This is a genomic window from Exiguobacterium sp. ERU653 (assembly GCF_018617775.1).
GTDB classification, from domain to species: domain Bacteria; phylum Bacillota; class Bacilli; order Exiguobacteriales; family Exiguobacteriaceae; genus Exiguobacterium; species Exiguobacterium marinum.
In genome coordinates this window covers 1,834,413-1,854,882 of sequence record NZ_JACSKV010000001.1, presented here as the reverse complement: position 1 = coordinate 1,854,882, position 20,470 = coordinate 1,834,413, and the positions used below count along the sequence as shown (strand labels likewise).

Genomic DNA, 20,470 nt, shown 5'->3' with positions numbered 1-20,470 from the left:
AGAATAGAGAGAAAAGAGGCTGAATCGACACGATCGATTCAGCCTCTTTTTTGTTCGATTAACGAAGGCGGACGACGGTGCGACCGCTCAACTCTCCTCGCATCATCGCTTCGGCGTGACGTGGGACATCGTGTAGCGGAATCTCATGAATCATGTCGTTCAACATTTTCGTGTCGATGAGTTCTTCAAGACGTTCCCATGCGTTCATACGGCGTGCCATTGGTTGCATGACTGAATCGATTCCAATTAGTTTCACCCCTCGTAAGATGAACGGGTAAACGCTCGTCGGCAAATCGGTTCCTCCCACGAGACCACATGCGGCAACAGCACCTTCATACCTGGTTTGACTCAAGATATTAGCGAGTGTATTTCCGCCAACTGAATCGATGGCGGCATCAAAACGCTGTTTGGCGAGTGGACGAACAGATCCTTCTAATTCGCTACGATTGATGATGGTCTCGACACCAAGTGAACGCAAGTAAGGTGAATCTGTTTTACCAGTCGAGGCGACGACGTGATAGCCAAGACGGCGAAGTAACGTAATGGCGAAACTCCCGACACCACCTGTCGCCCCCGTGACGAGTACCTCTTCCCCAGGACGGACACCGGCGTGCTCGAGTGCATCAATCGATAACATCGCCGTCAGCCCTGGTGTCCCGATAACGATGGCATCGCGCATAGTCATCCCCTTCGGTAATTTGACGAGCCAGTTTCCCGGGACTTGGGCATATTGACTGAAACCACCGAAGTGACGTTCTCCAATTCCAAAACCAGTGGCGATGACTTCATCTCCGACTTTAATGTCGAGATGGTCCGATTCGACTACTTTCCCGACGAATTCACATCCAGGGATGAATGGGTAATGGTTCACGATTTTACCTGAATCCGTTAATCCGAGTGCGTCTTTATAGTTCAACGCAGAATAGTGGACTTCGACTAAGACGTTCCCATCTTCTTCTTTTGGGAGCACGTCGGATTTGACATCTTTTACTTCGGCATGAAGGTGGTTATCCTGTTGGTCGAGCACGAGTGCTTGGAATGATTCATTCATCTGTGTAACCTCTTTTCCTTTGGATATCTTCACTCTACCTATCTTTCCCGTGCGAAATAAAATATATGCACGATTCTTTAGGGGGAATCGGGTAGAGAGTGGTACAATAAAGAAGATTCAAATTGCGTAAGGAGGAATGTAGTATGCGGCACGATGACTATGAGTTTGATGATGTAGAAGTAGAAGAAGGCGAATTGTTTAACGTATACGATATTCTCCCACCAGACGGGACGATCCTAGAGATGGCGACCGCTGAAGAAATGGTTCGGGCAGCCGAGTTAGAAGCGAAACATCATGCGCTTCAACGGCTCCAGGATTCAAACTTCCAGTTATCGGGTGTTTCGTTCAAAGAACTCCTGACAGAATTTGAACAGTATGAGCAAGAATCGATGGAATTCTGGACAGGGGTCTATAACCGGTTACGCATTCCTTGGGCGTGGACGATTCGCATCGACGTGGCCAATGGCCCAATTCACGTTGTGAACGATCGCGATATCTTTATCGACGAAGACGACTTCGAAGAATACGATGTCGATGATTTATTAGATGAATACGAAGAAGATTGAATCAAAAACGTCTTTCCCTCATTCAGATGGGAAAGACGTTTTTTTGTCGTGAAGCAAGTCATGACGAATACGACTTAATTCGGTTGCTCCGAATAATAACCCGACGCTGCATAAAATAGAAACCCCGCTTACCATCGCTCCAACGATTGCGGTATCCCCAATCATTGTGAACGACATCGCTAAGCTGAACAGACCAAATAGCAGTAATCCTCCGGCAATTGTTTTCATACGCTCCACCCTTTCACGTGTCTATGCATGTAGTGTAGACGGTTTAACTAGAGAGGGGTGGCTCTATTTTTAACCTGGTAAATTATTTAATTAAGTCATAAATCGAATAGGTTTTGCCGTTCTCAAGAGAGCGGTCAATCAATTGTTCTGCGAAAACGCGAGCAACCGTCTCCGGAGATCGGAGTCGCCCTTCCGTCTCGTATGAACGGAATTGTTCAAGGTCGGCGAATGCGTCTTCTGAAGAAGAACGAATTTCGGTCTGCATCGATGTATCCATCACACCTGGATTGAATAGAGCTGCGCAATGCGGTGTTCCTTCCAGTTCTAGTGCTAACGTATTCGTAAAATGGTCGAGGGCTGCTTTCGTGCCACAGTAAGCGCTCCAGCCTGAAATCGGACGTTTAGCGGCGCCAGACGTCACATGAATTAACTCAGTCGGCTTATCGAAAGCGAGGACCGCATTCGCCAATAGCATCGGCGCAAGCAAATTGGCATGGACATGAGCGGTCACTTTATCACCATCTAATTGTCCGACGCGATGAATCGGTTCGATCCATGCTGCATTTTGAACAAGAAGGATTGAATCAGCCGTTTCTAGCAGCGGAGTGATTTCTTCGATGGCTGAATTGATTCCAGAGACGTTTGAAAGGTCGACTGACAGCTGTTGATACGTAACCTCTTCTGCCTGTGAACGCGAGAGACCGACAACTTCATAACCTCGAGATTGGAGTTCTTGGGAGATGGCACGGCCGAGACCACGCGATGCACCCGTGACGAGAGCAAGTTTCATATACATTCCTCCTATTCGTGAATGGTTTTCCGAAAACCATAAAACGGTCGGAACCGTAACTTTTCGTAATATGTGTGAGAGAGTTGATTCGCCAACAGTTCGATGCGCGTTGTTGGGTGTAGTGCATGGATATGTTGGAGCAACTGTTCGCCGAGCCCACGTGCGGGAGCGACCAATAATTCGCAGACGAACAAGGTGACTGTCGTATCGGTCAATCCACGCAAATAAGCGACAATCTCCCCGTTCTCAGATTCCATGACATAGGTGACGTTTGATTGTTTCCATGCCTCACGGGTCAGTTCATTCCGCTCGACGAGTTGGGTCCAACCTTCATCACGATTGAGTTGCTGGATGTGTTCAAAATCTGACGAGACATATGCACGAATGTTCATTCAATCCGCTCTCCAATCTGTGCTTCAATTTGTTTCATCACGTCAAACGAACCATCTGATTGATTTGAACAAACAACCGAGATGGTAGCGGTTTTCGGGTAGTATCCAGAATGGAAACTGACGCCGGGATCATACCCCATCACATGATACTTATAAATCTCTTCCGTCGCATGACGTTGAATCCAAACACCGTATCCATAACACTCGCCACGGTCATTGACGGTCACATGCGGAGTGAGGAGGACGGACGTTGAAGACGAGTCAAGAAGACGATGTGAGAAAAGAGCTTCCCAAAACCGGCCCATATCTTGAACGGTGACATATGCGCCACCATCTGCGCTGCCCTTGATTGGAATCGCATATTGGTTTGTGCGCCACGTGCCGTTCGAGTGGTCGATATAACCGAGCGCCGTCTGGGCAGGTAAGGCATCAAGCGAGAAGTATCCGGAATCAATCATACCGGCAGGCTGAAAAATCGATTGTTCGATATAGTCGGTGAAAGATTGCCCGGTCACGTCTTCCACAATCAACCCTAACAGGATATACCCCGCATTGTTGTAGGAGAATCGAGACCCCGGTTCATCTTTCATGAATTTTTGTTGAAATAGTGGTAAAAAATCACGTAACTGTTGAAGACGATACATCGGAACATCGCGCCATAATGCTTCGAAATCAGAGATGGACTCATCAAAATAGTCAGGGATACCCGACGTATGAGTCAACAGTTGATGAATGGTGACTTGTGGCAATATGTTTGGTAAGTCGAATGTTTGAAACGAATCAAGTGAAGTGGAAAAAGACAGTTGACCTTGTTCGACCAACTGACAAATGGCGATTGCCGTAAACAACTTACAGCCAGAAGCAATCCCGAATCGTGTCGTCACTTCATTTTGAATCTGTTCTGAGCGGTTGGCGTAGCCGAAAGAGTGATGAATGGATTCTGTCGGACTCGTGACAGAATAGACACCAGAAAATGTTTCGTTCAACGATAGATGCGTGAAATTTTGCAAAGGAACCTCCAAGTGTTGAGTCGTTTTGTATAGTTCGACTATAGCACGAGTATCAAATCCTCTTATGAATTTACTCAATATTCAAAAAAACATTTACCAAATAACAGGAATTGATACAGGTGTCTGACTTCGAACGTGGTACGATATTGGCGAATAGAGAGGAAGTGAATTCAATGACGCTATTCTTTTGGGGGATACTCGTTGGATTTTTGATCGCATTGTGGCTATATAAACGTCAACAGCCATACTCACAGACTCTTTCGTTTATGCATTTCGGGAATCAAACGAAAGATGTCATTTATATTTTTGAAACGAAACCCGCATGGCGCTTTCGCTACATCAGCCCTTCACTAGATTTGTATCTTGGGGAAGGGACCGTCATGCAGAGTTACTCCGACGCACGGGAATGTTTTCGCAGAATCCATCCGGACGATCGGCGACTGTTGCTCGATAAAGTGGCGGGACGCGTCAACTATGAAGAAGCGATTCTTCAACGATGGCGCACGAATGACGGTTCTTACGTGTGGTTCGAGGAATACACGACCCCAATCTATGAAAATGGAGAAATCGTAGCGGTTCAAGGTGTGATTCGAAACATCGAAGCAGCCATGACGGAGCGTGAACGTCTGCTGTATGAAAGTCGCCACGATAGTTTGACCGGCGTCTTCAATCGTCGGGCGTTTGAAGAGACGATTGATCAAGATGGAAAAGCGTGTGACGTCGGAATCATCGTGCTAGATGTGAACGATTTAAAAATCGTGAACGACGAAGAAGGGCATTCTGCTGGTGACCGTTTGTTAAAACGGGTCGGTATGATTCTTCAGGAAATTGAATCATCCGTTTACCGTTTAGGAGGAGATGAGTTCGTCTTGTTTCTTGAGATGATGCCTGAAGACGCATGTGAACGAATGGTTTGCCAAATTGAAGCGGCTTGTCAAAAAGAATCGATTTCCGTTGCAATCGGATTGGCTTGGGCATCTCATCCGGCATCAATCGAAGGACTTTGGCAACGTGCGGATGATGCGATGTATGAACAGAAGCGACAACAAAAAACAGACCTTCTTGACGTTTAGTTCAAGAAGGTCTGTTTTTTAGCTGCTGGCTTCTTCTATCTCAGCCGGTTCTTCACTTAGCTTGTTCAAATAGCGTTCATAACGAGAATTTCCGTATCGGTAAGAAGCCCAAACGAGAATCGTAGTCAGGATAACGAGTCCAATCGTCAACGGGGCGAACCATCCTGACACAATCCCGTCTGCATATGCGAGACCAACCGGTGAGAAAACGAGATAGACGAATACCATTGAAGCGACAAGCAAAATAGATGTCGACAATGTGTGACGCCACGGTTTGACGCGACCGAGTTCGATTCGAATTGGATTCGCTTGAAGCATTGGTCGTACACGCGCAAATACGAGCATGATTCCCGTCTCGATGACGAAGAGGATTCCGTAAATGTGGATGAAGTTGATGCCGATTTCAACACCGAACCATTGCTTCGTTCCCCACACGAGGAAATAGTAAGCGATGACGTGGAAAAAGACGACGGTCTTCGCAGCGATTGGAGGAACACGTTTAACGAGCATCCCGATTAAAACGATGACGAGAATCGGGATATTGAAGAAGCCGGTGAAGCGACGGATCAAGTCCCACAAGCCGTCTGGCGCATACATGAGGTTCGGGGCGACAAAGAAAGAAACAAGTGCTACGAACGTCCCGAACCATTTACTGACGCGAATCAAATCTTGGTCAGAGGCATCCGGTTTAAATTTTGGTTTATAAATATCGAGGACAAAGAGCGTCGCAATACTATTCAAGAGCGAGTTAAACGAGCTGAATACGGCTCCAAGCAAGACGGCAAGGAAAAAGCCCATGAGCCACATTGGCAACAGCTCGGCAATCAAGCTCGGATAAGCAAGATCGACCTTTTCGATGTTTGTTCCGTACAGATGAAATGCAATGACGCCAGGTAGCAGCATGAAGATTGGAACAAGTAACTTCAGATACCCGGTAAAAAGTACTCCTTTTTGACCTTCAGCCAAGTTTTTTGCGCCAAGCGCTCGTTGAATGACATATTGATTGAGTGCCCAGTAGAACAAGTTCGCAAAAATCATTCCTGTGAATATGGAGAGAAAAGGTACCGAATCATTGGCTGAACCAATCGCGTTCAACTTTTCAGGATTCGTCGTGACAATCGTCTTCATTCCGTCTAATAAATTTCCGTCACCTAACGCGAGAAAACCGAGCGTCGGGACGAGGAAACCAATGATGATGAGACCGATCCCGTTCAACGTATCGGATACAGCGACCGCTCGAAGTCCTCCAAAAATAGCATAGATGCCTCCGATGATGCCGATGAACCAAATGACTAACCAAAGGGACTGTTCAAAGCTGACACCGAGCAGAGTAGGTACATCGAACAGTTGGAGAACTGCCAATCCACCGGAATATAGCATAGATGGAATTGTCACGCACATATAGCCTAATAAAAACAAGAGCACGGTTAATCGACGAACATCCTCGTCGTAGCGTTGACTTAAAAATTCAGGTATTGTCGAAATTCCGATGCCGAGAAATCGTGGTAACAAAAAGAGCGCCATGATGATGGCGGCGATTCCAGCTGTGACTTCCCATGCCATCGCAGACATGTTGCCGGCAAAGGATTGACCATTCAAGCCAATCAATTGTTCTGCTGACAGGTTGGTCAAGAGGAGCGATCCCGCGATGAAGACGCCTGTCAGTCCACGACCGGCCAAAAAGTAATCATCGACACTTTCGACTTTTCCTTTCGTCATTCGATATGAGACGTAGGCGACGAGCCCCATGAACAAGGCGCCGGTCACGAGTATGTAGAGTACTTGTTGAAACGTCATAGAATCCCCTCAATCTTTACTTTTGTTTATATGTATTTGTAAGGGATACCCGAACGAGTTGGAAATTAGTCATCTAGTTTTGACGAAATCAAAAAAACGCTCGAGGAATCGAGCGTTATAAAAACTGAAGCATAGATGTCGCGACCGTGAAATAGATGATGAGCCCTAGATTGTCCATCAACGTCGTAATGAATGGTCCAGATGCGACAGCGGGATCTAATTTCAATCGGTTAATCAGAAGTGGAACGATTGTACCAATCATCGTAGCGACACTGAGCGCGGCGAAAATCGAAATCCCAACAATAAAGCCGATGAGCATGTTGCCATAAAGGACTGTGATGACCCCGAAGATGACAATCATACAAGCGATTCCTAACAGGATGCCGGTCCCGAACTCGCGTCGAATCATCTTCATGACGTTCTTACGATTAATCGTACCGAGCGCAATCGACCGAACAGCGACGACAAGCGACTGGGTAGCCGCGTTCCCGGCGGATCCCATGACAAGTGGCATGAAGACGGCAAGTAACACGATCGTCTCGAGCGTATCTTCAAAGCTGCCGATTGTCGAGGCGGTAATCATGCCAAGAAACATGAGACTGACAATCCACGGGGCGCGTTTTTTTGCTGCCTCAAACGGACTCATGTTGATATCAGAAGACCCTTTCGCCGCGGATAGTTCTTCAAAGTCTTCCGTCGTTTCACGCTCGATGACGTCTAATACATCATCTACCGTGATGATGCCGAGTAGTTTCTGGTGGTCGTCGATGACCGGGAGTGCCAACAAATCATACTTCTGTACGATACGGGCCAAGTGTTCCTGGTCTGTCATGACGTTTGCCGAGATGACACGAAAACCCATGATATCCTCAATTTTTGCATCGAGCGGCGCAACGATCAAATCTCGTAATGAGACGACGCCAACAAGTTGATGCGTGTGGTCGACGACGTATAGATAATAAATCGTCTCGGCGTCAGGTCCGAGTTCACGTAACTCTGCAAGTGTCTGTCCGACCGTCTTGTCGGCTTGGAGAACGACAAACTCAGTCGTCATAATAGAACCAGCCGTCTCTTCCGGATATTGCATCAAATCTCTTACTTCTTGCTCCTCAATATCATCCATCTGTTCAAAGAGCGTATCCATGAATGAATCGGGTAGTTCATGCATCAAATCGGCTGCGTTATCTGAATACATCTTATTTAAGATACGAACAGCATACGGTTGGGGTGTTTCTTGGATGAACATGCACTGCTCATCTAACGTCAACTTTTCGAATAAGTCGGTGAAAACTTCGGGGGAAATGGCCCGATACACGAATGTACGTTCATTCTGGTCGAGTTCGATAAAAAGGTCGGCTTGTTCACCAGGGTGAAGGGAGAGGAATAAATCCCGAAAGTCGATTGGGTCCCCCTTCTGAATCAATACACGAAGCTCTGCTTGATGTTGCTTTTGTTCCGTTTCTTCTACCTTCATGTCGTCACATCCTGATCTTTAACATTTTTTAGACTATTTTTCTTTGAATAATTTTTTCAACATTTTTAGAGCGATTATATACATCGTCCATACATCATATTTCCCATTGCCATAACAATGATTTTTTATGCATTGTTTGTTCATTCACAAATATGAAGATTTATTCATACATATGTGGAATCAATAACAGGTGAAGTGCCGGATTAGACATTCACAAATTTGGTAAAGTGATAAGGTAAGGGTAGTTAAACACCCGAATCACAAGGAGGAAGCGAGATGATCTCAATGACAAATCAACCGATTTCACAAGATACGACGCTGAAACATCCGATTCATGTGTATTCAGAAATTGGAGAATTAAAAACGGTATTACTGAAAAGGCCAGGTCGAGAATTAGAAAATCTCACACCAGAATATTTAGAGCGACTCTTGTTCGATGATATTCCCCATTTGCCGGTCATTCAAAAAGAGCACGACTATTTTGCGAGTGCGCTCCAAAACCGTGGTGTGGAAGTTCTCTATCTTGAAAAACTAATGGCTGAGACGCTATCGCTCCCTGGTGTGCGCGAAAAGTTTGTCGCGGACATCTTATCCGAGTCTAAATCAAATATCAACGGCTCTTACGAAACATTAAAAGAATATTTACTGGATTTTGATAACGAAATGCTGATTGAAACGGTGATGGCCGGTATCCGGAAATCAGAAATCAAGCCGGAAAAACGCCGCCACTTGCACGAAATGATTGAAGATACGTATCCCTTCTTTTTGGATCCAATGCCAAACCTCTATTTCACACGAGATCCTGCCGCAGCGATCGGACATGGACTTTCTATTAACCGAATGAAAGAGCCGGCACGTCGCCGTGAATCACTCTTCACGCAGTATATTATGCGCTATCACCCACGCTTTGCGAAACATGATGTTCCGATTTGGTCGGACCGCGACTATCGATTTGCGATGGAAGGCGGAGACGAACTCGTCTTGTCGAAAGAAGTTGTCGCTATCGGAATCTCTGAACGTACGACCGCACAAGGAATTGAACGTGTCGCCCTCAACTTACTCAAGCATGGAGACAGCTTCAAAAAAGTAATCGCCATCGAAATTCCAAAATCACGTGCGTTTATGCACTTAGATACCGTCTTTACAATGGTCGATCATGATAAGTTCACCATCCATCCGTTCATCCAAGGTCCGGAAGGCAAAATGAATATTTTTGAACTTTCCTTAAATGCAGAAGGTGAACTTCAAATCGCACAACACACTGATTTGTTAAAAGTATTAAAAGACGTCCTCGGATTACAGGAAGTAACCTTGATTCCTTGTGGGGGAGGCGACCCGATTGCGGCAGCACGTGAACAGTGGAACGATGGGTCAAACACGCTCGCGATTGCTCCAGGTGTCGTGGTCACATACGACCGAAACTACGTTTCAAATGAACTGCTCCGTAAAGAAGGCGTTGAAGTAATCGAAATCATGTCGAGTGAACTATCACGTGGACGTGGAGGTCCACGTTGCATGAGTTGTCCAATTATTCGACAAGACATCTAAATTTGATAAGGAGGAAGCAGTATGTCTACAACGTTCAATTTTGATTTGAAAGGTCGTCACTTTTTATCGCTAAACGAATTTTCTGGTGAAGAAATCAATTATTTGATCGATTTGTCTGCTGCATTCAAGCGTCAAAAAAAACAAGGTATCCCACATCGGATATGTGAAGGTAAAAATATCGCCCTTCTCTTTGAAAAACCATCGACTCGGACACGGTGTGCCTTCACAGTCGCCGCAATTGACTTAGGGATGCATCCGGAATATTTAGGAAAGAACGACATCCAGTTCGGGAAGAAAGAATCAGTACGTGATACGGCCATTGTTCTCGGTCGTATGTTTGACGGGATTCAGTTTCGTGGGTTTGCCCATGAGACGGTCAAGGGTCTTGCTAAAGATGCGGGTGTACCTGTTTGGAACGGTTTGACCGATCTTTATCATCCGACACAAATCTTAGCTGACTTTTTGACAGTGAAAGAGCAAAAAGGAGAATTGGCCGGAATCAAGTTTGTGTATGTCGGTGACGGACGAAATAACATGGGCAACACTCTCTTGATCGGCGGCGCAAAAGTAGGGATGGATATGCGTATTTGCGCACCGAAATCACTTTGGCCGTCTGACGAAATTGTCGATTATGCCAAATCAGTCGCAGCTGAAACAGGTGCTGTGATTACTTTAACGGAGAGTATCGAGGAAGCGATGGATCACGCGGACGTCGTCTATACGGATGTATGGGTATCGATGGGCGAGGAAGCGGCCTTCGCTGAACGAATTGAGCTGTTACGACCGTATCAAGTGAACATGGACATGCTTCAAACGAGTGGCAATCCAGATATCATGTTCTTGCATTGTCTTCCGGCATTCCACGACTTAGAAACAGAAGTTGGTCGGGCGATTCATGAACAGTATGGATTGACGGAGATGGAAGTGACAGATGAGGTGTTCCGGAGTCGTCACTCGTTCGTATTTGATGAAGCTGAAAACCGAATGCATACGATCAAGGCGGTGATGGCAGCAACGCTCACAGAGACACGCGAATGGCTTGAACGTTGACGGACGGTGAGGGGAAATCCCCCTCCCGTTTCATAATAAGCGAAAGGGATGAGTAGAATGTCTACGAAAGTGGAGCATGACTCAGGTGGTTCGGCTGGAGTACATCCTGACAAGCAAGATAAGCGGTTAGGTCTTGGAGCGTTGACGGCACTTGTCGTCGGATCGATGATTGGCGGTGGTGCCTTTAACCTGGCAGCAGATTTGGCTCGAGGTGCGAACGCGGGTGCCATTTTGATCGGGTGGGTTATCACCGGAATCGGGATTATTGCGCTTGGTCTCAGTTTTCAAAATTTGACGAATCGTCGTCCTGACTTGGATGGCGGTGTTTACAGCTATGCACGAGCCGGATTCGGATCATTCGTCGGATTTAACTCGGCATGGGGATATTGGTTATCTGCTTGGCTCGGCAACGTGGCGTATGCCACACTGCTGTTCAGTTCGGTCGGTTATTTCTTCCCGATTTTTGAAGGCGGGCAAAACATTGCCTCGATTGTCGGAGCTTCAATTATGTTGTGGCTTGTGCATACGCTCATCTTGCGAGGGGTGCATGAGGCGTCGATGATTAATATTGTTACGACGATCGCCAAGCTCGTTCCGATTTTTGCATTCATTACGATTAGCTTGTTCTTCTTCAATCTCGAAAACTTCACCTTCGATTTTTGGGGACAAGGCGGCTTCTCATGGGGAAGCGTCCGCGACCAGGTCGTCTCAACGATGCTTGTGACTTTATGGGTATTCATCGGTGTCGAGGGGGCTGTCGTCCTTTCCGGTCGTGCTCGAAAACGTTCCGATGTCGGGAAAGCAACCGTGATTGGGTTACTCGGAACGCTCGTCATCTATTTACTTGTTTCCGTCATGTCACTTGGGCTCATGACGCCCGAAAACGTGGCGAATGCCTCGCAACCGGCGATGGCTTATCTGCTAGAGTCTGCAGTCGGGCCGTGGGGAGCCATGCTCATCAACGGAGGGCTAGTTATCTCTGTACTAGGAGCGTGGCTTGGGTGGACCCTTTTAGCGGCTGAAATCCCATTCGTCGCTGCGAAAGACGGTGTCTTCCCGAAATGGTTCACGAAAGAGAACAAAAATCAGGCTCCAGTCAACGCACTTTGGTTGACGAATGGATTGATCCAACTTTTCCTCTTCACGTTCTTAATTTCAGATGCAGCGTATAACTTTGCCTTCTCACTCGCTTCAAGTGCTATTTTGATCCCGTACGTGTTCTCAGCATTTTACCAAGTAAAAGTATCGAAAAATAGAATTGGCTACAGTGCAGGTGAGCGGAGAATGCGCGATTTGACGATTGGTTTGGTCGCGTCCATTTACGGACTGTGGCTCATCTATGCCGCAGGAATTGACTATTTGCTTCTCACAACACTTTTATATGCACCGGGCACTCTTCTCTACATGAAAGCGCAGCGTGAAAATGGAATTAAATCACTCACGAAAATAGAGTGGATGGTCGCTGGGGTTTTGACCGCACTTGCCATCTTCGCAGTCATTCGCATACTATCGGGTAATATCTCAGTCATCTGATCGGGGGGTATAGATATGAAAAAGAAACGTGTGGTCATCGCCTTGGGTGGTAATGCGATTCAACAAGGGAAAGATGCTACAGCTGAAGCACAGATGCGAGCGGTGGAGGCAACAGCGGAATCTCTTGCCTCACTCATCGCAGAAGGAGTCGACGTCATCATCACGCATGGGAACGGTCCGCAAGTCGGGAATCTGATGTTGCAACAAGCTGCCTCAGATAGTCCAGCAACGCCAGCGATGCCCCTTGACGTTTGTGGAGCGATGACGCAAGGGATGATTGGATATTGGTTTGAAAATGCATTGACGAAAGCGCTACGTGCACGTGGCCTTGAACGCGAAGTGGCCTCTCTCGTCACGCGTAGTGTTGTCGACCCAAACGATAGTGCGTTCCACCATCCGACTAAACCAATCGGTCCGTTCTATACAGAGGAAGAGGCACTTCACCTTGAACGAACGACAGGATACGTGTTTAAAGAGGATGCAGGACGAGGGTATCGCCGGGTCGTTCCGAGTCCGGTACCGATGAAAATCGCTGAACACACGGTCATTCGAACACTCGTCGAATCAGGTCACATCGTCGTCGCTTCCGGTGGCGGTGGCATTCCCGTCATGGAGACGCCTGAAGGATATGTCGGCATCGAGGCGGTTATTGATAAAGATTTCGCCGCTGCGAAACTAGCCGATCTCGTCAATGCAGACGTGCTTCTCATCCTGACTGCGGTCGAACATGTATATGTCAACTTTGGGAAGCCGAGTGAGATGGCGCTCCAAGAGGCGTCGAAGGAACAAATAGAAACATACATCGCGGAAGGACAGTTCGCTCCGGGTAGCATGTTGCCAAAAGTAAGAGCGGCCCTGCAGTTCGCGGAGTCGGGTACGAACCGGGTCGCCATTATCACCTCGCTCGATCAAGCATTAGCGGCCATATATGGGGATGCCGGTACGCGTGTCCGCTTGGCCCCTTCTCTTCAACAATAAGAATGTGTCGCAAACGTGAAACGTTTGCGACTTTTTGTTTTCTGTCCAGATTCAAGGGGAAGGAAAGTTGTATGCCAAAAATGAGATTGCTATCATATTTAGTGTAAACGTTTGCACTTATTTCAGGAAGGAAGTGACGGAGAGCGGAAACGCTCGTATGTATGCGCCTATTTGAAGAAAATCATGTGTATCAGTCATGGATGAAACCAAAAGCAAAAAGAGAGGCGATCGTGCAGGGAAGCTGCTATCGCTTTACCGTGTTGACGAGTCAGTTGATTCGAATGGAGTACGCGGAAGACGGTGTCTTTGAAGACCGCGCCACCCAAGTTGCGTGGAATCGGGAATTTGATGTGCCAAATTTCCGAGTGGTTGAAGATGAGACGGAACTTCAAATCATCACGGAACATATTCATTTATATTATACGAAAGGTCCGTTCGCGCCGAATACGCTCTATGTGGACGTGAAAGGGAATTTTAGTACGTATTATAGCCGCTACATGTTCAACGGTCCGGAACGGACACTCAAAGGAACGGCGCGGACGCTCGACCATGTGGACGGGGCGACAGAATTAGAGGAAGGGATTCTTTCGAAACAAGGGTATGCGATCATTGACGATTCATCCTCTTTTTTGATGACGGAAGATCGATTCGTCGAACCGAGACGAAAAGGAATTCATGACATCTATTACTTTGGATACGGACATAATTATAAACAAGCACTTCAAGACTTTTACACGTTGACGGGTCCGACGCCGATGCTTCCTCGTAAAGCTCTCGGGAACTGGTGGAGTCGCTACTGGCGGTATGACGAACAAGAGTATAAGGCGCTGATGCGTCGCTTTAAATCAGAAGACATACCGTTTTCAGTCAGTGTTATCGACATGGACTGGCATGTGACAGACATTCCTGAAGAGTACGGGAGTGGTTGGACGGGGTATTCCTGGAATAAAAACCTCTTCCCTGAACCGAAGCGTTTCCTCAAATGGTTAAAAGACGAAGGGATGATGGTGACGCTGAATCTGCATCCCGCGGACGGGGTACGTGCGTTTGAAGACAACTACGCGGCGATGGCTGAAGCGATGGGGATCGATCCGGCATCGGAAGACCGAATCCCGTTTGATTTTTCAGACAAGCGATTCATTCAAGCGTACTTCGAACAGATGCATCATCCGCATGAAGCGGACGGCGTTGACTTTTGGTGGATTGACTGGCAGCAGGGTTCGACGTCGAAGATGGAAGGGCTAGATCCTTTATGGATGCTAAATCATTACCATGCGGTCGATATTGCCCGTGACGGCAAGCGGCCGCTCATTTTCTCTCGTTATTCAGGCCCGGGAAGTCACCGTTATCCGGTCGGATTCTCGGGAGACACAATCATCTCGTGGGCCTCGCTCGCCTTCCAGCCGTATTTTACCGCAACGGCGACGAACATTGGATACGGTTGGTGGAGTCATGACATTGGTGGGCATCATCGTGGTAAAAAAGATGATGAGCTCGCCGCACGATGGGTCGCGTATGGGGTGTTCAGTCCAATCATGCGTCTACACTCAACGTTCAGCACGTTTAACGGCAAAGAACCTTGGCGTTTCGGTATAGAAGCCGAACAGTCGATGAAGCGATTCTTACGACTACGCCACCAACTCATCCCGTATTTGTATACGATGAACTATCGTAATCATGCGGATGCCTTACCGCTCGTGTTACCGATGTATATCGAGCATCCTGACGACGAAGCGGCTTATCAGGTGGCGAACCAATTTTATTTTGGAAGTGAACTCGTCGTCTCCCCGATCGTCACGCCGATGGACCGAAAACTCCACGTCGCCGCGGCGAATGTGTGGTTACCTAAGGGAGAGTGGTTCGATTTCTTCACAGGACACCGCTATGAAGGAGATAAAACGATTCGTGTGTTCCGTGGACTCAATCAACAACCGGTCTTCGCCAAAGCGGGTGCTATCGTTCCATTGATGCCACACGAGCCGCACGGAAACGATACGGGGAATCCGAGCGCATTAGAGGTGCTCGTCTTCCCAGGTGCTTCAAATACATTTACGATGTATGAGGACGACGGAGAAAGTAGGGATTATGAAACAGGGGCGTCGCTCGAAACGACGTTCACGCTCGATTGGGAAGCACGTACGCTACACATCGAGATGTCGGGCGACCTGACTCTCGTTCCGCCGAAACGGACGTTGACGATTCTTGTCCGCGGTGTTGTCGGTGATGGTGATTATGATGCAGAGACACAGACGTTACACATTCCATTCGGTGAATTAAAGAAAGAACAGACCGTGACACTTCCGGTCGATGTGACGCAGAACGCACATCGACTCGACCGTCTCTATCGGTTTTTAGACCGCGCGGAAATTGCCTACGACTTGAAAGATCGCCTGTATCAGATGGCCACAACGAAGACCCGTCTCGAAGCATGGTTGTTTGATCTTCATGCGTTAGAACTCGATCGAGATTTGCAGGACGCGCTACTTGAACTTATGTTGGACTAAAAGGGGGGCAACCCCTTTTTGTCATGTCAGAAAAATGTTGGATTTTGAAAGCGTTTTCAATTGTATATCATCTATAATGAAAGCAAGAGATCTGATTGGAAATGAGGAGATACACATGCGACATAGATGGACTATCGATGATTTACGACAGTTAACGCTTTTTGCGACATGTTCAAGTCGGACGCTTGAACAGCTCATCCCGCACGTCTATTGTAGGACTTATCGGAAAGGGCAACTGTTATTCATGGAAGGTGACCCACGGGAGCGTGTGTATTTTTTGATGAGTGGTTACATTAGGCTCGAACGAATGAATGAGAATGCGACACATCATTACGCCGACTATGTAAAACCGAAACAGTTCTTTCCTTACAACGGTTTGTTCACGGGGGAAGACTATCGCCATACTGCCGAGGCAATGACGGATATTGAAGTCATCTATATTCCGACGGACCGTTTCGAGCAGTTCGTGTCCACACAGTCGAGTATGTTGCTTTATATCATTGGGCAGATGAACCGTATTCTTGATTTACATGAGCGGCGTGTCCAAGAGATTATCACACCGAGTGCAAAAGAGCGCGTCTTGAATACGCTCCATTTTTTGATTGAAGATTTGGGGGAGCCCGACGAACAGGGCGTGCGTGTCCGATGTCCCTTCACCGCGGTTGAACTTTCTCGTTTGTCCGGCACGTCCCGCGAGACGGTCTCAACGATTTTAGCCAAACTTCGTAAAGAAGATGTGCTTCGTATCGATGCCCACCAACTCGTCATCGGGCATCCTGAATATTTTGAGCAAGATATCGATTGACGCCACTCAGATGAGGGCGTCTTTTACATACTCAAACGAGCGGAGCATTCGCTTCAAACCGTGGCATATTGTATAATTAGTGATGAATCTCACAAAGAATTGAACTGTAAATAGAGAAAGGATGAATGCGGTGAAACGACTGCAAGCCCTTGCGTTCGCCGAAAGAAGCCATATCAGCGGACTCGTATTATCTTCGGTCATGATTGGACTCTCCATTTTGGCACAAGCGTATTTAATCGTCGACATTGTCGACCGAATCTTCTTAAAAGATGAATCATTCGAAGCTGTCATCCCGGCATTGCTTTGGCTCGTTGTTGCACTGTTAGTACGGGCGCTTTTCGGTTATGTATCTGGCCGAATCGGTGCGAGCCTATCCGAGAAGGCGAAACAGACGTTACGTCTTCAATTGTTGGATCGCTATGCCACGAGTCCGGTCGAATCGTCCTTGACCGGTCAGTCTGGTAAGAAGGTCAGTGTGTTCATGGATGCCGTTGACGAGGTGGACGCTTACTTCAGTCAATACTGGCCACAAGTCATCCAGACATCGATCATCCCGCTCCTCATTTTGGTCGTCGTTTTTAGCCAACACTGGATTTCGGGTGTCATCATGATGGTGACGGCACCGTTCATCCCGCTGTTTTTCATCATCATCGGGATCGCGACACAGAAAAAATCCGAAGAACAGATGGAGAAAATGAATCAATTTTCCGGAAAGTTCTTGGATGTTCTGCAAGGATTGACGACGCTGAAACTTTATAACCGTACCGAACAGGAAGCAATTGCAATCGAGAAGAGCAGCCTCGATTTTCGGGATGCGACAATGATTGTGTTGAAGACGGCATTCTTATCCGGCCTCATGCTCGAATTTATCTCGATGCTCAGCACCGGGGTTGTGGCATTAGAAGTCGCATTACAGATGGTTGTTTGGGAGAATCTCACGTTCTTCTCAGGCTTTTTAATCTTGGTGTTGGCACCGGAGTATTACTTGGCCATTAAAGATTTAGGCAGCGCCTTCCATACGGGTCGAGGCAGTATGGGCGCGGCGGATCGAATCTTTGAGGTGCTAGACGCCCCGGATGATCGTACTCAATGGGGAACGAAGTCTCTTGATTCACGGACACCAGACCTTGAACTCGAGGACATATCGTTCGAATATGCAGGCGGGCGCTTTGCGCTTCAGCCGTTGAGTGGTCGCATTTCATCCGGTACCCACCTCGCTTTAGTCGGTGCGAGCGGATCTGGGAAGACGACGGTGCTCAACGTCATCTCCGGACTCCTGCAAGTGAAGTCGGGACGCGTCCTCGTGGACGGTGAACCACTTCACACGTTTGGCGAGTCTGCCTGGTATGGAAACATTGCGTATATCTCTCAAAATCCGTATCTATTTGCGGGGACACTCGCCGACAATATTTCTTTAGGTGAGGCGGCCGATGAGCGGGAATTACAAGAAGCAGTCGAGGCAGCTGGATTATCTGAGGTGATTGCACACTTGCCGAACGGGATCTGGACGGAGCTTGGGGAAGGTGGATTTGGGTTATCCGGCGGTGAAAGACAACGTCTGGCACTCGCTCGAGCCTTCTTTAAACGACCAGGGATCTTACTGTTTGATGAACCGACGACCGGTCTCGATTTGAAAACAGAGCGAATCGTCAGACGTTCCATCGATGAGCTTTCCAAAGATGCAACGTTGATCACGGTGGCACATCGCCTGCATACAATCAAAGAGGCGGATACGATTTGGTTTATGGATGACGGGAAGCGAATCGCAGAAGGGACTCATGAAACATTGCTCGCTGTCCCAGAGTATGCGGAACTATTTGCGCTTCAGAAAGGGGTGAGTCGATGAACTCGCTTTGGACAATCACAAAATGGATGATGCGCGAGAAAAAAGATATTCTTCTCTCTATCTTCTTTGGATACGCAGCCGGATTAGCGGCGGTCGCCTTGTTTGCGGCAAGTGGATACCTCGTCTCGCGGGCAGGACTCGTCCCGCCCCTATATGCGCTCATGGTACCCGTCGTCTTGATTAAACTGTTCGGGGTCATTCGAGCAGGAAGTCGTTACCGAGAGCGCCTTGCTTCACACCGAGCGACATTTACGATTTTGAGTGAGCTACGCGTTCGGTTTTATCGACAACTTGAACCACTCGTTCCGTCTATTTTCGCAAAATATCGGAGCGGGGATTTACTTTCGCGCGTCGTCGGAGATGTTGAGAGTCTTCAAAACTACTTTCTCCGTGTATTTTATCCGCCAATCATACTCGTGCTCGTCTTCTTAAGTACAATCTTCTTTATCACTTTCTTCTCATTTGCGGTCAGTCTATGGATTTTACTCGGTGTACTCGTCACCGGCTTCTTGATTCCGCTCGGATTTGCTCGGATTCGCGCTCGTCATGATGAGACGATTCGTTCGTTACGTGGGGATGTGTCGATTCAATTGACAGAGATGCTGTACGGGCACCGGGATTTGAAACTTCATCACCAACTCGATCGCACGAAACAAGCTGTCTACACGCGTAGTGAACGTTACATGGAGGCGGAGCGGAAAGACGCGACGAATCAATTTTTTAATTCGTCGCTCGTCGTCGCAGCCTCGTTACTCGTCTCATGGGGTGTATTGGCAATTGGTGCGTATCAGGTGGTAAACGGAGACTTGAACGGTTTATTCTTGGCAATGCTCATCATGATGTCGCTCACTGCGTTTGAGAATACGACACCGATGGCTGTGTTCCCAGGACACTTTGCAGACAGTAAGCAAGCAGCCGATCGTTTGTTTGAAGTGACAGAACCGAGTGAAGCGATTGAGGCGTTTGAAGCGAAACGACAGGACGTGACTTTCGCTGCTTCCCCGTCGATTTCCTTCGAAGAGGTTCGCTATCGTTATCCAGATACGTCTCGAGATGTGATTGATGAGGTGACGTTACACATCCCGAGCGGTTCGAAGACGGTCATCGTCGGACCGAGTGGATCCGGGAAATCAACGTTGCTTCAACTATTGTTAGCATTCGTTCGAACGGAAAAAGGTGCGATAAGATTGGATGACAAAAACCTGAACGACGTCAAACAGACAGCCATTTGGCGTCATGCGAGCGTCGTCTTGCAAGACAATCATTTCTTTTACGGCACCGTACGAGAAAACCTGGCGTTAGCCGGTGACTTCACAGATGAAGAGATGAACGTAGCGCTTGAGCGCGTCCGTTTGGCATTCTTGCTAGACGAACCGGTCCTTGAAAAAGGGGCAAACTTGTCAGGTGGAGAACGCCAACGTCTAGCCATCGCACGGGCACTTCTCAAAAACGGGCTACTCTGGTTGCTCGATGAACCGACATCGGCACTCGATGCAGGAACGGAGGCCCATGTCTTTTCTGAACTGTTACAGCAAGCGGGAGCAGGCACACTCATCCTCGTCAGTCACCGTTTGACGGGTCTAGAGACGTTTGATCAAATCATCGTCATGGAAGCTGGACGGATTGTCGAGGTCGGTTCATACGAGGAGCTGATGACGAAACGTGGCATGTTCTATGAATTGAAACAAATCGAGCAAGAAGTGTTCGCATAATGAAAAGACGAGCAGCCCCGTCGATGGGCTGCTCGTCTTGTTTTTGGCAAATATGGGTGCAACAAATGGGGGTTGTCGCAATGCTTTCAAAAAGAGTGTCGTGGAGGGGAATC

Annotated in this window: 17 protein-coding genes; 10 read left to right on the top strand and 7 right to left on the bottom strand. The window is 47.7% G+C overall.

Features of this window, described 5'->3' with window-relative positions; all coding sequences use genetic code 11:
- Window positions 1-58 precede the first annotated feature (58 nt).
- Entirely contained in the window at window positions 59-1,051 is a 993-nt protein-coding gene (locus KNO95_RS09380) for an MDR family oxidoreductase (RefSeq protein WP_214878831.1), read from the bottom strand.
- A gap of 143 nt (window positions 1,052-1,194) precedes the next feature.
- Between KNO95_RS09380 and KNO95_RS09375 the strand changes: the two genes are divergently transcribed.
- Entirely contained in the window at window positions 1,195-1,617 is a 423-nt protein-coding gene (locus KNO95_RS09375) for a hypothetical protein (protein ID WP_051545936.1), read from the top strand.
- 18 nt (window positions 1,618-1,635) lie between these two features.
- Here the strand turns inward: KNO95_RS09375 and KNO95_RS09370 are convergent, their stop codons facing one another.
- The 4 genes from KNO95_RS09370 to KNO95_RS09355 form a co-directional block, all read right to left on the bottom strand.
- On the bottom strand, window positions 1,636-1,845 hold the full coding sequence (locus KNO95_RS09370) for a hypothetical protein (protein WP_026824943.1): 210 nt from the start codon (window positions 1,843-1,845) through the stop codon (window positions 1,636-1,638).
- A gap of 82 nt (window positions 1,846-1,927) precedes the next feature.
- Window positions 1,928-2,635: an SDR family NAD(P)-dependent oxidoreductase gene (locus tag KNO95_RS09365; RefSeq protein WP_026824944.1), complete on the bottom strand. Its 708-nt coding sequence runs from the start codon at window positions 2,633-2,635 to the stop codon at window positions 1,928-1,930.
- Window positions 2,636-2,646: 11 nt separating this feature from the next.
- Window positions 2,647-3,027, bottom strand: coding sequence for a GNAT family N-acetyltransferase (locus KNO95_RS09360; RefSeq protein WP_214703082.1), 381 nt, complete (start codon window positions 3,025-3,027; stop codon window positions 2,647-2,649).
- Window positions 3,024-4,037, bottom strand: a complete 1,014-nt coding sequence (locus tag KNO95_RS09355) for a serine hydrolase domain-containing protein (RefSeq protein WP_214878830.1) — start codon at window positions 4,035-4,037, stop codon at window positions 3,024-3,026. Before KNO95_RS09355 ends, KNO95_RS09360 begins: the two co-directional genes overlap by 4 nt.
- Window positions 4,038-4,210: 173 nt before the next feature.
- On the opposite strand from KNO95_RS09355, the gene KNO95_RS09350 reads away from it, so the two are divergent.
- On the top strand, window positions 4,211-5,110 hold the full coding sequence (locus KNO95_RS09350) for a GGDEF domain-containing protein (protein WP_214703084.1): 900 nt from the start codon (window positions 4,211-4,213) through the stop codon (window positions 5,108-5,110).
- Window positions 5,111-5,128: 18 nt separating this feature from the next.
- On the opposite strand, the gene KNO95_RS09345 is transcribed toward KNO95_RS09350, so the two are convergent.
- Window positions 5,129-6,907: a solute:sodium symporter family transporter gene (locus KNO95_RS09345; RefSeq protein ID WP_214878829.1), complete on the bottom strand. Its 1,779-nt coding sequence runs from the start codon at window positions 6,905-6,907 to the stop codon at window positions 5,129-5,131.
- Between the two features lie 115 nt (window positions 6,908-7,022).
- Window positions 7,023-8,381, bottom strand: a complete 1,359-nt coding sequence (gene mgtE, locus KNO95_RS09340) for a magnesium transporter (RefSeq protein ID WP_214878828.1) — start codon at window positions 8,379-8,381, stop codon at window positions 7,023-7,025.
- 318 nt (window positions 8,382-8,699) lie between these two features.
- Between mgtE and arcA the strand changes: the two genes are divergently transcribed.
- The 8 genes from arcA to cydC all read left to right on the top strand — a co-directional run bounded on the left by arcA (window position 8,700) and on the right by cydC (window position 20,357).
- Entirely contained in the window at window positions 8,700-9,929 is a 1,230-nt protein-coding gene (gene arcA / locus KNO95_RS09335; RefSeq protein ID WP_026824949.1) for an arginine deiminase, read from the top strand.
- Window positions 9,930-9,950: 21 nt separating this feature from the next.
- Window positions 9,951-10,979 (top strand): ornithine carbamoyltransferase, encoded by a 1,029-nt coding sequence (gene argF / locus KNO95_RS09330; protein ID WP_026824950.1) that lies wholly within the window; start codon window positions 9,951-9,953, stop codon window positions 10,977-10,979.
- Window positions 10,980-11,036: 57 nt separating this feature from the next.
- Window positions 11,037-12,512: an arginine-ornithine antiporter gene (arcD, locus tag KNO95_RS09325; protein ID WP_034770817.1), complete on the top strand. Its 1,476-nt coding sequence runs from the start codon at window positions 11,037-11,039 to the stop codon at window positions 12,510-12,512.
- A 15-nt stretch (window positions 12,513-12,527) separates the two neighbouring features.
- On the top strand, window positions 12,528-13,490 hold the full coding sequence (gene arcC / locus KNO95_RS09320) for a carbamate kinase (RefSeq protein ID WP_214703086.1): 963 nt from the start codon (window positions 12,528-12,530) through the stop codon (window positions 13,488-13,490).
- A gap of 161 nt (window positions 13,491-13,651) precedes the next feature.
- Window positions 13,652-15,994 carry a glycoside hydrolase family 31 protein gene (locus KNO95_RS09315; RefSeq protein ID WP_214703087.1) on the top strand — a complete coding sequence of 781 codons (2,343 nt, stop codon included), beginning with the start codon at window positions 13,652-13,654 and terminating at the stop codon, window positions 15,992-15,994.
- Window positions 15,995-16,109: 115 nt separating this feature from the next.
- Window positions 16,110-16,799: a Crp/Fnr family transcriptional regulator gene (locus tag KNO95_RS09310; protein ID WP_214878827.1), complete on the top strand. Its 690-nt coding sequence runs from the start codon at window positions 16,110-16,112 to the stop codon at window positions 16,797-16,799.
- 121 nt (window positions 16,800-16,920) lie between these two features.
- Window positions 16,921-18,645 carry a thiol reductant ABC exporter subunit CydD gene (cydD, locus tag KNO95_RS09305; RefSeq protein ID WP_214878826.1) on the top strand — a complete coding sequence of 575 codons (1,725 nt, stop codon included), beginning with the start codon at window positions 16,921-16,923 and terminating at the stop codon, window positions 18,643-18,645.
- Window positions 18,642-20,357: a thiol reductant ABC exporter subunit CydC gene (cydC, locus tag KNO95_RS09300; RefSeq protein WP_214878824.1), complete on the top strand. Its 1,716-nt coding sequence runs from the start codon at window positions 18,642-18,644 to the stop codon at window positions 20,355-20,357. The genes cydD and cydC overlap by 4 nt, the downstream gene beginning before the upstream one ends.
- Window positions 20,358-20,470: the final 113 nt, after the last annotated feature.